This is a genomic window from Mycobacterium bourgelatii (genome assembly GCF_010723575.1).
GTDB classification, from domain to species: domain Bacteria; phylum Actinomycetota; class Actinomycetes; order Mycobacteriales; family Mycobacteriaceae; genus Mycobacterium; species Mycobacterium bourgelatii.
Window position 1 is genome coordinate 2,993,885 of the sequence record NZ_BLKZ01000001.1, and the last position, 15,262, is coordinate 3,009,146.

General features: G+C 63.9%; 13 protein-coding genes and 1 pseudogene. 8 read left to right on the forward strand and 6 right to left on the reverse strand.

Annotated elements, in window-relative coordinates:
- Positions 1-12: 12 nt before the first annotated feature.
- The 3 genes and pseudogenes from G6N68_RS13020 to G6N68_RS30795 all read right to left on the reverse strand — a co-directional run.
- Positions 13-1,560, reverse strand: a complete 1,548-nt coding sequence (locus G6N68_RS13020) for an acyl-CoA synthetase (RefSeq protein WP_163712598.1) — start codon at positions 1,558-1,560, stop codon at positions 13-15.
- 13 nt (positions 1,561-1,573) lie between these two features.
- Positions 1,574-2,449, reverse strand: a complete 876-nt coding sequence (locus G6N68_RS13025; RefSeq protein WP_163712602.1) for an enoyl-CoA hydratase-related protein — start codon at positions 2,447-2,449, stop codon at positions 1,574-1,576.
- A gap of 5 nt (positions 2,450-2,454) precedes the next feature.
- Positions 2,455-2,663, reverse strand: a pseudogene (locus G6N68_RS30795) (thiamine pyrophosphate-dependent dehydrogenase E1 component subunit alpha); the annotation flags it as partial.
- A gap of 348 nt (positions 2,664-3,011) precedes the next feature.
- Between G6N68_RS30795 and G6N68_RS13030 the strand changes: the two are divergent.
- From G6N68_RS13030 to G6N68_RS13055, 6 genes are all read left to right on the forward strand, one after another.
- The gene (locus G6N68_RS13030; RefSeq protein ID WP_163712605.1) at positions 3,012-4,232 is read left to right on the forward strand and encodes a CaiB/BaiF CoA transferase family protein; all 1,221 of its coding nucleotides are present in this window, start codon (positions 3,012-3,014) and stop codon (positions 4,230-4,232) included.
- Positions 4,233-4,555: 323 nt separating this feature from the next.
- Complete coding sequence (locus G6N68_RS13035; RefSeq protein WP_163712609.1) at positions 4,556-5,788, forward strand: amino acid deaminase/aldolase; 1,233 nt, start codon at positions 4,556-4,558, stop codon at positions 5,786-5,788.
- A gap of 95 nt (positions 5,789-5,883) precedes the next feature.
- Positions 5,884-7,170, forward strand: a complete 1,287-nt coding sequence (locus tag G6N68_RS13040; protein WP_163712612.1) for a D-arabinono-1,4-lactone oxidase — start codon at positions 5,884-5,886, stop codon at positions 7,168-7,170.
- A 190-nt stretch (positions 7,171-7,360) separates the two neighbouring features.
- Entirely contained in the window at positions 7,361-8,647 is a 1,287-nt protein-coding gene (locus G6N68_RS13045; protein ID WP_163712616.1) for a D-arabinono-1,4-lactone oxidase, read from the forward strand.
- 140 nt (positions 8,648-8,787) lie between these two features.
- A complete protein-coding gene (locus G6N68_RS13050; RefSeq protein ID WP_163712619.1) occupies positions 8,788-10,152 on the forward strand; it encodes a wax ester/triacylglycerol synthase domain-containing protein in 1,365 nt (454 codons plus the stop codon).
- 229 nt (positions 10,153-10,381) lie between these two features.
- The gene (locus G6N68_RS13055) at positions 10,382-10,675 is read left to right on the forward strand and encodes an ANTAR domain-containing protein (protein ID WP_163712622.1); all 294 of its coding nucleotides are present in this window, start codon (positions 10,382-10,384) and stop codon (positions 10,673-10,675) included.
- 82 nt (positions 10,676-10,757) lie between these two features.
- Here the strand turns inward: G6N68_RS13055 and G6N68_RS13060 are convergent, their stop codons facing one another.
- Positions 10,758-11,504, reverse strand: a complete 747-nt coding sequence (locus G6N68_RS13060) for an IclR family transcriptional regulator (protein WP_163712626.1) — start codon at positions 11,502-11,504, stop codon at positions 10,758-10,760.
- A 64-nt stretch (positions 11,505-11,568) separates the two neighbouring features.
- On the opposite strand from G6N68_RS13060, the gene G6N68_RS13065 reads away from it, so the two are divergent.
- Together G6N68_RS13065 and G6N68_RS13070 are read left to right on the forward strand one after the other, a co-directional pair.
- Entirely contained in the window at positions 11,569-12,909 is a 1,341-nt protein-coding gene (locus G6N68_RS13065; protein WP_163712629.1) for an FAD-binding oxidoreductase, read from the forward strand.
- Positions 12,909-13,736 carry a DAPG hydrolase family protein gene (locus G6N68_RS13070; RefSeq protein WP_163712632.1) on the forward strand — a complete coding sequence of 276 codons (828 nt, stop codon included), beginning with the start codon at positions 12,909-12,911 and terminating at the stop codon, positions 13,734-13,736. The genes G6N68_RS13065 and G6N68_RS13070 overlap by 1 nt, the downstream gene beginning before the upstream one ends.
- Positions 13,737-13,760: 24 nt before the next feature.
- Here G6N68_RS13070 and G6N68_RS13075 read toward each other — a convergent pair whose 3' ends face one another.
- Both G6N68_RS13075 and G6N68_RS13080 read right to left on the reverse strand, forming a co-directional pair.
- Complete coding sequence (locus G6N68_RS13075) at positions 13,761-14,360, reverse strand: TetR/AcrR family transcriptional regulator (protein WP_163712635.1); 600 nt, start codon at positions 14,358-14,360, stop codon at positions 13,761-13,763.
- Positions 14,361-14,412: 52 nt separating this feature from the next.
- Positions 14,413-15,039: a TetR/AcrR family transcriptional regulator gene (locus G6N68_RS13080; RefSeq protein ID WP_163712638.1), complete on the reverse strand. Its 627-nt coding sequence runs from the start codon at positions 15,037-15,039 to the stop codon at positions 14,413-14,415.
- Positions 15,040-15,262: the final 223 nt, after the last annotated feature.

Consider the following 15,262-nt stretch of genomic DNA (forward strand, 5'->3'; position numbering starts at 1 on the left):
GCTTCACCTCACTCAGACGATCCGCGACATTCGTCCCTGCCAGTAGCGCTCACGGATGCGTCGCTTGTAGAGCTTTCCGTTCGGATCCCGCGGTAACTCGGCCTCGAAATCGATGGTCCGCGGACACTTGTACGTGGCGAGGTGTTCCCGGCAGTACGCGATGATCTCGGCTTCCAGCGCCTCCGCGGCGTCGGGGGAAACGGGCACTCCCGCAACGGGTTGCACCACCGCCTTGACTTCCTCGCCGAACTCATCATTTGGCACTCCGAAGACCGCCGCGTCAACGAGCTTGGGGTGCATGACCAGAAGGTTCTCCACCTCTTGCGGATAGATGTTGACCCCACCGGAGACGATCATGAACGTCGACCGGTCGGTGAGGTAGAGGTAGCCGTCCTCGTCGAGGTAGCCCATGTCGCCCAGCGAACGCCACCCGCGGTCGTTGGAAACCGACGCCGTCTTCACGGGATCTTTGAAGTACTCGAAATCGGGCCCGCCTTCGAAGAAGAGCTCACCCGTCTGACCGGGCGGCAATTCCTGGCCGTCCTCGCCGAGCACGTGGACCGGATTGTATGGCTTGCCAACGGAACCGGGATGTGCCAACCACTGCTGCGGATCTATCGTCGATCCCGCGAATCCTTCTGTGCCCCCGTAGTATTCGTAGATGATCGGGCCGAGCCAGTCCATCATCTGGTACTTGACATCCACCGGGCACGGCGCGGCCGCATGGACGACGCACCGCAAACTCGACAGATCGTATTGGGCGCGGATCTCCTTGGGCAGCTTGAGCATGCGCACGAACATGGTCGGCACGAACTGCGCGTGGGTGACGCGGTGTCTTTCGACAACCGCGAGAACCTTCTCGGCATCGAACTTCGGGATGAGTATTGAGGCCGCGCCGACACGATGCACTGCCATTGCGTAGTTGATCCCTGCGGCGTGGTAGAGGGGCGCGGGGGAGAGGTACACACTCGACGGTTCCATGCCGTAACGCTGCACCAGTGCCGTCTCCAGCAGAGCCTGACCCCAGGAGCCGTTGCCGTCCGTGGGCAGCGGGCGCCGAATGGCCTTGGGGCGCCCGGTGGTGCCGGACGAGTACAGCATTTCCGAACCGTCCGACAGTGGCGGCGCCTGACCGGCACCCGCCAACGCGTCTTCGTATGCCGTCCACCCGGGTAGGTCGCCGCCGACAGCGACGTGTGTGCACACCGCTGTGCTTGCCGTGCCCAGACGCGTTGCGATGTCGGTCAATGACGCATCGACGAACACCGCTTTCGCCTCGGAATCGTCGATCACGTAGGCCACTTCGTCCGCGGTGAAGTGCGTGTTGACGGCGGTGTAGTAGAGCCCGGAAAGCTGGCAGCCCCAGGTGATCTCGAAGAACTCGGCCCGGTTCGGCAGGACCAGCGCAACGCCGTCGCCGCGCCGCAGTCCGGCGTCGTGCAACAGGGCGGCGACGCGTTGGCTGCGCGCGTACAGCTGGCCGTAGGAGATCACGCCGCCGTCGGCCAGTATCAACGCCGGTGACTCGGCGGCGGTACGCGCGTGGTCAGCGATGTTCACGAGGGGCCGCTCGTCAGGACGACGCCGGGGTGTCGTCGGTTGAGGCGGCCGCTGCCGCCTGTCGTCGCGCCTGTTCGGAGGGCAGCACCTTGTCCTTGAAGACCTGTTGGATCAGCTGCTGCACATCCCTGCTGATGGAGGCGAGTGCGACCAGGTCGTTGGAACTCTGCCAGTGCACCCGCATGCCCATCAGCTCCCACGCCCGCTTGAGGTTGGCTTTGGTCGCGAGCAAGGTCGTCATCGGCGCTTGCGCGATGTGGCGGGCGATCGCATCTACCCGCGCGTCCAGTTGGTCGCGCGGGACGACCTCGTTGACCAGACCGACTTCCAGCGCCTTCTTGGCGTCGATCACCTCGGCCAGGTAAAGGTAGTAGGCCGCGCGGCGCCAGTTCATGAAAACCCACGGCTCGATGGAGCATTCGCCGGATGGCATGCCGAAACCCTGCAGTGGCGGGTAGGAGAAGTAGGCGTCGTCGGCGGCGATCACGATGTCGGTGGTCAGGCCCATGTGGGTGCCGCCACCGACGCAGTACCCGTGCACCTGCGCGATCGTCGGCTTGGGGAACTCCCACAGGTTGAGCGTCGGCTTGACGAAGAGGTCGCTCTGCGGCTTCCACGGGTGGCCCATCACCTTCGCGCCTTCGACGAACGCGGGGTAGTCGACCGCGTTGTTGCCGATGGCGTGTCCGGAGCAGAAGCCCTTGCCGTTGGCCTTGAGCACCAGCACCTTGATGTCGTAGTCACGGTCGGCATCCAGCAACGCGGCGTCGACCTCCTCGGCCATCTTCTGGTCTTGGGCGTTGGCCTTCTCGGGCCAGTTGAGTGTGATCTTGGCGATGGGACCGTCTTTTTCGTAGACGATTCTCTCGCGGGTCTCGTTGAGATCCATGCGTTCCGGCCCTTTCCGTATTTTCGAATGTGACGTGATGACGTCGATTTGCCGATCAGGTCATGTAGTCCGCGGTAGGTGGTCACCAACCGGTGGTCGGACCGCCGCGTGACGCCCATCGCTGCGCCATGGTCTCCTGGCCAGGCGACGGCCACTGCACACACCTGACCTCGCCGGTGCCGACGCCCTTCGACAGCCGGTTGTTGACTGTAATGGCGCTCGCTCACGGTGCTACTCGACGTATCACGTTGTGTACCAGCCACTTAAGATGCCAGCCACGTTTGACTTGAGAAAGCGCAACCGTCGAGCGGTGCTGTGACGCGCCGCGCGGCACTGGCCCGGTGGCCAAAACGCTTCGCTGAGTGCGTATCCCGGGTATCGCCCGACGAAACGACAAGCCGTGCGTGCACCGCATCAGGGCCAACGGTCGGCTCCATCGCATCTCTTCCGAACGCATCTCTTTGTAGAAAAGCCGCGCGCGGCTGCAGCCGGGCTATCAATAGCGTCAACAGTAGCTAGAATATCTAAAATAGCAAGAAATACACTCGACCCGAGGGGTGCGATGGCCGGGGTACTCAGCGGAGTCCGGGTAGTCGAACTGGCATCGTGGACTTACGTGCCGTCGGCGGGTGCGGCACTGTCGGATTGGGGTGCCGAAGTCATCAAGGTGGAAGGTGTCGCGTCGGGCGATCCGGGCCGCGCATTGGTCGTTGGCCCCTTCACTCGGGAGGCTGCCCGCGTCGATGCGGATTTCATTCTCGAGTTGGGCAACCGCGGCAAGCGCAGCATCGGGATCGATCTCAAGTCGGAAACGGGCCGAGAACTGTTCGGGCGGTTGCTCGCCACCGCGGACGTATTCTTGACGAACTGGCTACCGGGCGCGCTCGAGCGAGCCCGATTGACCGTCGAGGACATCCGGGCTTTCAACCCGAACATCATCATCGCGCGGGGCACCGGATTGGGGGTGCGGGGTCCGGATCGCGACCGGGGTGGCTTCGATGCCGCCACATATCTGTCCCGGGGCGGGGTCGCGTACACGCTGACACCGTTCGGTAGCGACACACCGGCGGTCCAGGGGCCGGCTTTCGGCGACTTGCAGGGCGGGGCGACGCTGGCCGGTGGCGTGTGCGCGGCACTCTTCCACCGAGAACGTACCGGCGAGCCGACCATCGTCGACTCATCGCTGCTGGCGCAGGCGATGTGGGCCATCGCTCCGTCGATCTCCGCGGCGGATTTCTTCGACATCGACGGCATCCCGGGGGCTCCCCCTGGTGTGGTGATCAACCCGCTGGTGGCCCGGTACAAGACGAAGGACGATCGGTGGATTCAGCTGGTGTTCTTGCAGCCCGACAAGTTCTGGGCCGGCTTCTGTGAGCGCATGGGCCTTCCCGAGCTTGTCGCCGACGAGCGCTTCGTACCCTCGGCCAACCTGATCGCCAACGCCGCCGAAGCAACCGAGATCTTCGCGAATGCGTTTGCAAGCCAGGACCTGGCGCATTGGCAGCGGGCGCTGAAAGACGAGCCGGGGGTGTGGGCCGCGCTGGCGACCCCGCGCGAAACCCTGAATGACCCGCAGGTCGAACCCAACGGGTACGTCGTGGTCAACACTGACGATCACGGCGGGCAATACCGAATCGTGGCTGCGCCGGTGCAATTCAACGAAACACCGCCGGCGCCGGCGCGCGCTCCCGAGCACGGCCAGCACACCGAGGAGATCCTGCTCGAACTGGGTTTGGATTGGGACGAGATCGCCGCAGCAAAGGATTCCGGAGCGGTCCTGTGAAACGACCTTGCGCTAAGACTCCGGCGACGCGGGAGGAGCGGGCGGAAAGGGCCTCGTTGACGGCGGCACGGGTGGCACGGGAGGAGCCCACGGCGGGGAGGTCGGCGGGGATTGTTGTCGGGAGAACCGGCTGAACGGGGCCTCGTAGCCCGGCCCTACCCGACGTTCGGTGCAGTGCAAATAGGCACTTTGCATATCACTCGCCAATAGGAATCACCCGCAATTGGTCAAACCGCACATCGTTGGGTCACGATTTGCGAATCACGCGGCACAACGCGGCAAACACACTGTGAGAACTTCGCCTGGTTCAGTAAGGTGACGGCGTGCACGAGGTGGTTGGTCGCGAAGGGTCGGCGCGCCTGGACCCGGCTAGCCGGCTGCGCCGGTACGAAGAAGCATTCGCGGAACTGGATGCGCCGTTCGCGTTTGTTGACCTCGACGCGATGTGGAGCAACGCCCGGCAGTTGCTGTCCCGGGCGGGCGACAAGCCTATCCGGGTGGCCTCGAAGTCGTTGCGCTGCAGGCCGTTACAGCGCGAGATCCTCGATTCACATGACCGATTCGACGGGCTGATGACGTTCACGCTGGCCGAGACGTTGTGGCTGGCCGGTCATGGCTTCGAAAACTTGTTGCTTGCCTATCCGGCCACCGACCGGGCGGCGCTGCGCGCGTTGGGCGAACTCACGGCGGAGCGCCCCGATTCGGCGCCCATCGTGATGGTTGACAGCGTTGAGCACCTCGACCTGATCGAAAGGGTGACCAGCAACCCGGTGCGGTTGTGCATCGATCTTGACGCCGGCTATTGGCCCGCCGGGGGCCGCGTGAAGATCGGACCAAAGCGTTCACCCCTGCACACACCCGAACAGGCGCGGGCCCTCGCGGAGGCTATTGCGCGACGGCCGAACCTCAAACTTGTCGCGCTGATGTCCTACGAGGGCCACATCGCAGGCTTCGGCGACCGAGTCGCCGGCAAGCACGCACAAAACGCCATCGTCGGGTGGATGCAACGCCGGTCAATCGCGGAATTGCGCGAACGGCGCGCTCGAGCCGTCGAACTCGTCCGCGAAGTCGCGGACCTCAAAATCGTCAACGCGGGTGGCACCGGCGACCTCCAGTTGGTTGCCCAAGAGCCGGCGATGACCGAAGCGACCGCGGGATCCGGGTTCTACGCGCCCACACTGTTCGACACTTACTCCTCGTTCACCCTGGAGCCGGCAGCGATGTTCGCGCTGCCCATCTGCCGCAGGCCAGACGAGAAGACGGTGACCGCGCTGGGCGGCGGTTACCTCGCGAGTGGGGTTGGTGCCAAGGACCGCATGCCGACTCCCTACCTGCCGATCGGGTTGAAGCTCAACCCGATAGAGGGCACCGGCGAGGTGCAAACACCGCTGACCGGTGATGCCGCCACGCGACTGAAGATTGGCGACAAGGTCTATTTCCGTCACACGAAGTCCGGCGAGTTGTGTGAGCGTTTCGACCGTCTGCATTTGGTCCGCGGCGCTGAAATCGTCGACACCGTGCCGACCTACCGGGGTGAGGGACGGACCTTCCTCTGATGCTGAAATCGTTGCGGGACAGTCGAACACTTGTCGCTGCCCCGGAATGCCACCAGAGAATCTCAACTGCGAATCGCTAACAAGGAGTTGGTGCAGTGACTCAAAGATGGAGCAACTGGGCGGGCGACCAGTTATGTGCGCCGTCGTCGATTGTGCGGCCGACTTCGGAGGCCGAGCTCGCCGATGTGGTTGCGCAGGCAGCCAAGCGAGGGGAGCGGGTACGTGCCGTCGGCAGTGGTCATTCGTTCACCGACTGCGCCTGCACGGATGGCGTCATGCTCGACTTGACCGGCTTGCAGCGGGTCGTTGGATCGGACCCGGAGAAGAACCTGGTGACGGTCGAGGGTGGCGCAAAGCTGCGCCAGCTGGGGCCCCAACTCGAGCGGCTCGGACTCGGGCTGGAGAATCAGGGCGACGTCGACCCCCAATCGATCACCGGCGCAACCTCCACCGCGACACACGGAACGGGTCTGCGGTTCACCAACTTGTCGGCGAACATCGTCTCGCTGCGGCTGGTCACCGCCGGCGGCGAGGTGCTGAGCCTTTCCGAGGGCGACGATTACCTGGCGGCGCGGGTCGCGGTCGGTGCGCTCGGAATCATCTCGCAGGTCACCCTCAGAGTGGCACCCTTATTCACGTTGCACCGGCGCGACGAGAAGCGCCCGCTAGCCGAAACCCTGGACCGCCTGGACGAATTGGTCGAGGGCAATGACCATTTCGAGTTCTTCGTCTTCCCCTACGCGGACACGGCGCTGACCCGCACCATGCGTCGCAGCAACGAGGAGCCCCAACCCACACCGGAGTGGAAGCGCACCGTCGGCGAAGAGTTCGAGAACCGGGGGCTGAGCCTGGTCTGTCAGACCGGCCGACGCTTCCCCCACCTGGCACCGCGGCTGAATCGCTTCATGGCCGGCCAGATGTCGGACAGCACCACCCAAGACCGCGCTTACCGAGTCTTCGCGACGCAGCGCAACGTCAGGTTCACCGAGATGGAGTACGCGATACCGCGCGCGCACGGTCGCGAGGCGGTCCATCGGGTCATCGAGCTGGTGCGGCGTCGCAAGCTGCCAGTCATGTTCCCGCTCGAGGTGCGTTTCTCGGCAGGGGACGACTCCTTCCTGTCAACGGCGAACGGGCGAGAAACCTGCTACATCGCTGTTCACCAATTCAAGGGCATGGAGTTCGAAAACTACTTCCGGGCCGTCGAGGAAATCATGGACGAATACAACGGACGACCGCATTGGGGCAAGCGCCACTACCAGAACGCGGCCACGCTGCGCGACCGCTATCCCGACTGGGACAAGTTCATCGCGGTCCGCGACCGGCTCGACCCCAACCGGACATTCCTCAACGACTACACCCGCCGGGTCTTCGGCAACTGATACCGACCCTAAAGTTGCTGTAGCACAACTGAACAGCCCCAGTTGTGCTGGCTCCGTCAGATTGACCAAAGGCCCCTGCTTCAGGGACTAAAGTCACCACTCGGCTATAGGCCGATGACGTTGCGTCCCAACCGTCGTAGGTTTGTGCCCGGCTGTCGTTCCGCCGATCCCAGACCGAGGAGCTGACGCGATGACCGCGAGGTGGATTAACTGGGCTGGAGACCAATCTTGCGCACCGTCGGCCGTGTTGCGTCCGGCCTCGGAGGCAGAGTTGGCCGAGATGGTCGCGAAAGCGGCGAGCAGCGGAGAGCGGGTGCGCGCGGTTGGCAGCGGGCATTCCTTCACCGACTGCGCCTGCACCGACGGGGTCATGATCGACATGAGTGGCTTGCAACGGGTCATCGAGGTGGACTCGGCCAACGGGCTGGCCACGGTCGAGGGCGGCGCCAAACTGCACCCGCTGTTCGCGCAGTTGGCGCACCACGGGTTGGGGCTGGAGAACCAGGGCGACATTGACAAGCAATCGATCACCGGTGCAACGGCCAACGCGACGCATGGCACCGGAGCCCGGTTCACCAACGTTTCGGCACAGATCACTGCGCTACGGCTGGTCACCGCAGCCGGTGACATCCTGACTCTTTCGGAAGGCGACGAATACCTTGCGGCGCGAGTGTCGATCGGTGCGCTAGGGGTCATTTCGCAAGTCACCCTGCGAGTGGTTCCGCTGTTCACACTGCACCGCACTGACGAAGTACTTCCGCTGACCACGACGCTCGAGCGACTCGACGAGCTCGTGGACGGGAACGATCACTTCGAGTTCTTCGTGTTCCCGCATGCGGACAAGGTGCTGGCGCGCAGTACCCGTCGCAGCAACGAGGAGCCAAAGCCCGTGCCCGGATGGAAGCGCACCATCAGTGACACGATCGAAAACACTGGGCTGGACCTCTTCTGTCGCACTGGGCAACTCTTTCCGGCCGCTGCACCGCGGCTGAACCGCGTGCTGACCAGCTTGATGTCACCATCCACCGTGCAAGACCATGGGTGGCGGGTCTACGCAAGCGCGCGCAACGTCAAGTTCACCGAGATGGAGTACGCGATCCCGCGCGCGCATGCGGCCACCGCCGTAGAGCGCGTCATCGACCTCGTACGCCGTCGCAACCTACCGATCATGTTTCCTCTTGAGGTGCGCTGGGGTGCCGCTGACGACGCGTTCCTGTCGTGCGCGTACGGGCGCGAGACGTGCTACATCGCCGTTCATCAATACGCCGGCATGGAGTTCGAAAGCTACTTCCGTGCCGTTGAAGAAATCATGGACGACTATGCGGGCCGGCCACATTGGGGCAAGCGTCATTACCAGAGTGCGGCGACACTGCGAGACCGCTATCCCGAGTGGGACCGTTTCGCAGCCGTCAGGGATCGACTCGACCCCGATCGCGCCTTCCTCAACGACTACACCCGACGGGTTCTCGGCAACTAGCGCGCAACGTTTCGGTTCGCCCTCGGGCAGCCGCAGCAGTGAGGACTGATGGCCTCACTTGGAGGGACGAAAGTCCTTGTCGGTCAGTATTTCACTGACATTCTTCCTCGCTCGTCGTAGGTTGTGAGCGGGAGGACCCGATGGCCGAGTTCATGCGCAACAGCGACACGTTCACCTGGACAATGGAGAGCGATCCGCGACTACGGTCGACCGTGGTGAGCGTGATTGTGCTGGACCGGTCCCCGGACTGGGATGAGGTCCGCCGACGCTTCGATGCGATAAGTCGCAAGCTACCCATGTTCCGCGAGCGCGTGGTCACATCCGTGCCGCCGGCACCGCCGCGCTGGGAGTATGACGCGGATTTCGACCTGGACTATCACATGCGACGAGTGAGCATCTCGGGATCGGGCACACTCGCCGATGTGCTCGAGATGGCTCGGGTCGCCGAGATGCAGGACTTCGACCGGGCTCGGGCGTTATGGGAGACGACATTGGTCGACGGGTTGGAAAACGGTGCGGCGGCATTGATCTGCAAGTTCCATCATGCCCTGACCGACGGTGTGGGTGGCGTCCAGATTGCGATGAACCTGTTCGACCTCTCGGAAGACCTGCCCGAGCATGCGCCCCTCCCTGACGCAGCGGAGGTGCCGCGGCCCGCCCGGTTTGGCCCGTACCGCGACACCTTGCGCTATAACACTTCGCTGCTGGCCGGCGGGGTGACGGCCGCGGCCAGGTGGGCGCCCCGACTCCTCTACGACGGTGTACGTCGGCCTATCGCCACGGTGCAGTCGGCCGCAGCCCACGCGACATCGATCTACCGGACCGTCCGTCCCATCAATCGCACCGGGTCTGCGCTGACAAAGGAACGCGGTTTGAACCGTCATCTCGACGTACACGAGGTGTCGCGACCACAACTGCGTGGGGCGGCGCACCGGTGTGGTGGTGCACTCAACGATGCGTTCGTCGCGGCAGTGGCGGGCGGCCTGCGGCTGTACCACGAGAAGCACGACGTTCCGGTTGGCGACCTTCACATCTCGATGCCGATCAGTCTCCGGACACAGACGGACGACATGGGCGGCAACCAAATCACGTTGATGCGTTTCGACGTTCCCGCCGGAGAGGCCGACCCGGCACAACGGATCAGGGCGATACACGAGCGCGCCTCCGCCGTACGCCGTGAAAAGACGTTGCCCTACACGCAATTGATCGCGGGCATGCTCAACCTGATGCCACGGTGGTACATCGGCTCGGTCCTTCGGCACGTCGACTTCACGGCAAGCGACGTCCCTGGTATTCCGGTGCCGGTGTACCTCGGCGGCGCCGCGGTGCGCGCACAGTACGCGTTCGGCCCGACGATCGGCGCGGCGGTCAATGTCACGTTGTTGACGTATGTCGACACCTGCGCCTTGGGTGTCAATGTCGACACCGCCGCGATCCCGGATTACGACGTCTTTCACGAGTGCATCATCGCCGGCTTCGACGAAGTGCTAGCCCTCGCAAGCTAATTGGAGCTACTGGACATCCGCAATCGAACGGGCGCCTCAGGCCGATACCGGGATGGTCACAGACCCGTATCAATGTCTGCGACGATCTGGCACCGCGGACGAAATCCACAAATCATTGCACGGTGCGGCGTTACGCCCGCACCAGCGAGATGCCGCAGTCAGCAACGAAGATGTTCGCTTCGTCGGTGGTGCGGATCGGTGGGTCCGCAATTTTGGAGGTAGGCACGGTATGACGTCGAATTGGGCTCCCGCGCATCTGTCGTGGGGCCCAGACTCCGGCCGCATACTCGACACCGCACGGGGGATCCTCATGGGTGTTCGCCGCTGCCACTCCGAGGCGGCATTCGACGAACTGCACACTGCCGCAAGGCGACACCGGGTTCCGATATTTGCGATGGCATGGGCGCTGGTCCACCTTGCCGGCGCCGGCCGCGACTCGGCGCACTCGCTTGTTGACGCTCAGTCGGCGGCTCGTGACGAGTGGGGTCACCTGTTCGCCGGATCCCCGGTGCCCACTGGTTGAACGCGGGGTGAGCACGGCCGCGGTAATGGGGAAGTACCGCGGCCGCGCTAACTTCGCTCTGCGGCAACGTGTTGGCGCATGGTCAGCGTGTCCAGGCCGGCGACTCGGCGGCTGCACGCAATGCCGCGACGATGCGCTCCTCCTTCTTGAGGAACCGCTCGGTTGGAGTCGGCACCGAGATCGCGACCACGTTATCGCCGCTGATGCGCTTGGCAACCGCTGCCGCGGAGATGCCTTGCGTGTGTTCGTCTCGGTCGAAAGCGACACCCGTGCGCCGAATCTCGGCGATCTCGGCGCGCAACTTGTCGGCTGTCCCGGTGTCGAACCGGGAAAATGCGGCCTCGGCGTCGGCGTCGTCGAGCGCGGCGAGGGCTGCCTTCCCGTTGGCGGTTGCGTCTAGCGGGAATCGGACGCCGATGGCCGAAACCGCGCGCAGGCGGTGTGTTGATTCGATCTGGTCGATGAACAACATGCGTTGGCCACGCAGGAGAGAGAGGTCAACGGTTTCACCGTCGGTTGCACGCGCTACCCGTTCGATGGTCGAACGGAATATCGCCGCGATGTGCGCGCCGGTGGAGCTGCCGAAGCCCAGCAAGCGCTCACCGAGCGAAAAGCGGCCATGCGGGTCCGCGCTGACCAAACCGACTTCGGTCAGGCCGACCATCAACCGTCGCACGGTCGACTTGGCCAAGCCCAGCCGTTCCCCCAAGTCGACGAGGCGCAGGGTCCCCGGCTCCGCGGCGATCTCGTCCAGCGCGGCAGCCGCCCGACGCAGCACCTGTATCCCCTCGTCACGATTGGTTGCTGAATGCCGTTCCGGTTGGCCCACACGTCCACTATAGTTACCGCATCTCGGATTTTGAAGATCCGGAATGTGGACCTAGGGGGTCTGGATGAGCGCATTACCCGCCGGCCGTCACTACTTCCGGAATGAAGACGGTTACGAGGAGGCCCGTCGCGGGACAGTCTGGCACCAACGCGTGCCCGCGCGTTATCCCGAAGTGATCGTCCAGGCCGCCGACGCCGACGACATCAAGGCGGGGCTTAGCTATGCCAAGGCCAACGGCCATCAGGTCAGCATCGTCTCGGGCGGACACAGTTTCGCCGCTAGCCATCTGCGCGACGGATCGGTTCTGCTCGACGTCAGCCGCCTCGATCACGCCAGCATCGACGCCGAACAGGGTGTTGCCGTAGCCGGTCCCGGTAAGGGGGGCAGCCTGCTCATGGCCGACCTGCAAGCGGAAAACCTGTTCTTCCCCGGCGGCCACTGCAAGGGCGTCTGCCTCGGGGGATACCTGTTGCAGGGCGGATATGGGTGGAACAGCCGCATTTACGGGCCGGCCGTGGAGAGCGTCATCGGCCTGGACGTGATCACCGCCGACGGTGAACACGTGCACTGCAGCGAGGATCAGCATCCCGACCTCTACTGGGCGGCACGGGGCGCCGGGCCCGGCTTCTTCGGGGTTGTGACGTCGTTCTACCTGAAGTTGTATCCCAAGCCTGCCGTTTGTGGCACCAGCGTGTACGTCTACCCGTTCGACCTGGCCGACGAAGTCTTCACCTGGGCGCGCGCGGTCGGCGCTGAAGTCGACCCGCGAGTTGAGTTGCAGGCCATCGCCTCTCGTGGTGAGCCGAACATGGGCATCGACGTCCCCGTGATCACGTTCGCCTCGCCCGCATTCGCCGACTCTGAAGCCGAGGCCGAACAGGCCCTCGCCCTTTTCGGTACCTGCCCGGTCGCTGACCAGGCGTTGGTCAAAATCCCCTACATGCCAACCGATTTGACCACGTGGTACGACGTCGCGATGAGCCACTATCTGTCCGACCATTACTACGCGGTGGACAACATGTGGACCTCGGCGCCGGCCGAAGACCTGCTACCTGGTATCCACAACATTCTCGACACGATGCCCGGGCATCCCGCCCACTTCCTCTGGTTGAACTGGGGACCGGTACCGCCGCGCCAAGACATGGCCTACAGCATCGAAGCCGACGTCTATCTGGCGCTCTACGGGTCGTGGAAAGACCCGGCGGATGAGGCGAAGTACGGCGACTGGGCACGGTCCAACATGGCGGCGATGTCCGACCTGGCTGTGGGAATCCAGCTTGCCGATGAGAATCTCGGGCAGCGCCCGGCGCGGTTCGCCAGTGACGCGGCCATGGCCAAGCTGGATCGGGTGCGTGCTGAATACGACCCAGATGGCCTCTTCAACAGCTGGATGGGACGGATCTGATGGCCGGTGACCTTTACCTCGGCTACCGCGGTGACGACGCGACCACGCCGTGGGCCAAGTACTTCAAGCCCGTAATGGCGCCCCTGCCAACGCATGTCGTCGAGGCACTACAGCACGGCCCGCAAGGTGAGATGGCGCTGTTGGCGTTCGAGGACGCTGCGAGTGTGGCCGACGAGGGATACCAGCAGACCGAGAACGGGTATGGCGTTCTGTCTGATGGCGGTTATCAGGTGTCTGTCCTGACGGACATGCCCGGTGTTACGCCGGCGATGTGGTCATGGTGGTTCGGCTGGCACGGCAGCGACAGTCGCCGCTACAAGCTGTGGCACCCACGAGCACATCTTTCCGCCGCTTGGAAAGACGGGAAAGACGGGAAAGACGGGAACGACGGCAACCGTAGCGGTTCCCAGCGCTACATCGGCCGTTGGTCGTTGATCAGCGAGTACATCGGCTCGTCGCTGCTCAACGGTGCAATTCAATTCGTCGCACCTGAAGAGATGGGCTGTCCACCAGACAGCGCCGAGGCCGTGGCGATCTGCGCCCGGTTAGGTGCCAGTGATGCCCCCGTGGACGTCGGATGGTTCATCCATCACATCCGCTCGACCAAGCATGGGTCCGAGATGCGTTCCCGGTTCTGGATGGGCGGCTCGCACATTGCGGTACGCAAGGCGCCTGGTGTGGCGTCAAAGGCGGTGCGCCCCATCGCGGCACGGATCTTGGGCGACTCGGCGACCAGCGGGCGTAATCTGATCGTGCACTGCGCGCAGGAGATGAACCATCTCGCCGGGTTCCTGCCGCAGCTTTACCAGGCTTTCGGCGACGACTAGGTGTCCTTCGGTCGCAGTTGCGCCTTAAGTCGGAGAAACGGCGCCGACGGACTGGTCAGCGGCACGTTGCGATTGCTCGAATGCGGGTGCGACAAACCGCTCGACAAGTTGACGCTCGGCGTCCTCGTCTTGCCCCGGCCAGAACATCAGCGAGAGGACAACGCGGACAACCCATTCCGCGGCTTGCGGATCACCGCCGGCAAGTCCTGCAAGCTCGGTTGCAACGTCGGCCAGCAGGGGCGACTTGGCGAGCCAGGCCACCTCACCGGTACCGCCCCGAATCGAAGCGATCATGACCTTGCCGACTGGATCGCACCGAACTTTCTGCAACGACAATATGATTGAGGAGACAAGCCGCTCCCGTCCGCTCAGGTGCTCCAGTTCCTCACGAACGGCGTCGGCGATACGGGCCGCCGCTCGGGCGAGGACAACATTGCGAATTTCGTTCTTACCGCCGACGTAGCGGTAAATTGTCGCTCGGGAACAGTGCACCTTTTGGCATAGCTTGTCGATGTTGAGCGAGTTGAAACCGTGCTCAGCGATCATGTCACTCGCGGCGTCATAGATGCGCTCGACGGCGACCGCGTGTCGGTCACCGTCGACAAGCCAGTCGTTCGTCGACACCTGTCGTGCCTCCTTCCGGGCCTCGCCCTGGTCGCATCCGGGCGCCTAGTGGTCAGATAGCCAAAGCTGGCCTCGCGGAGTCGCATTGGTCACTCGGCGAGGCTGCGTCGGCTTCGTGACCACCCGTTTCCGCGAAGGCCGGCGCGACGAACTGCTCAATTAGTTGGCGTTCGATTTTCTCGTCTGCCTCGGGCCAATACATCAACGAAAGCACCACCCGGACAATCCAACTCGCGGCCTGCGGGTCCCCGTCGGCGAGTCCGGCGAGGTCGCTGGCAAAGTCTGCGAGTAGGTCGGACTCCGAGAGCCACGCCACCTCGGTGGTGCCGCCGCGGATCGAGCTGATCACCAATTGGCCCAACGGGTCCGCGCGGATTTGCTGAACCGACATGATGATCGCGGTGACGAGTCGTTCCCGCCCGCTGAGATCCTTGACCGCCGAGCGCACTGACTGGGTGACACGAGCCGCGGCTCGTTGGATGACGGCGTTACGGATCTCCGATTTGCCGCCCACGTAGCGGTAGATCGTGGCTCGTGAGCAGTGGACCTGTCTGGCCAGTTTGTCGATGTCGAGTGCATGAAGGCCGTCTCGGGCAAGGAAGTCGGCGGCGGCATCGTAGATGCGTTCGGTGGCAACGCTGCGACGCGCGTCCCCGACAAGCCAGTCGGCGCCGGTCATTCGTGCTTCCTTCCCGTTGGAAGACAGGCAGCGGGTTTCGGCCTCCTCACCCTAACGCTCGTCATCATCCGTGCCTAGGATTATTGAACACGGCGACAATTAGCGGACCATCGCCACCGCTGAGGACGATAGCCCGCTCGGAGATCACCGCCGAACAGCGACATGCGTGTTGCCGCAGTTGAGGCTGCTGCGAGCGTTAGCGCGAGCCGGGCACTTTTTCTAA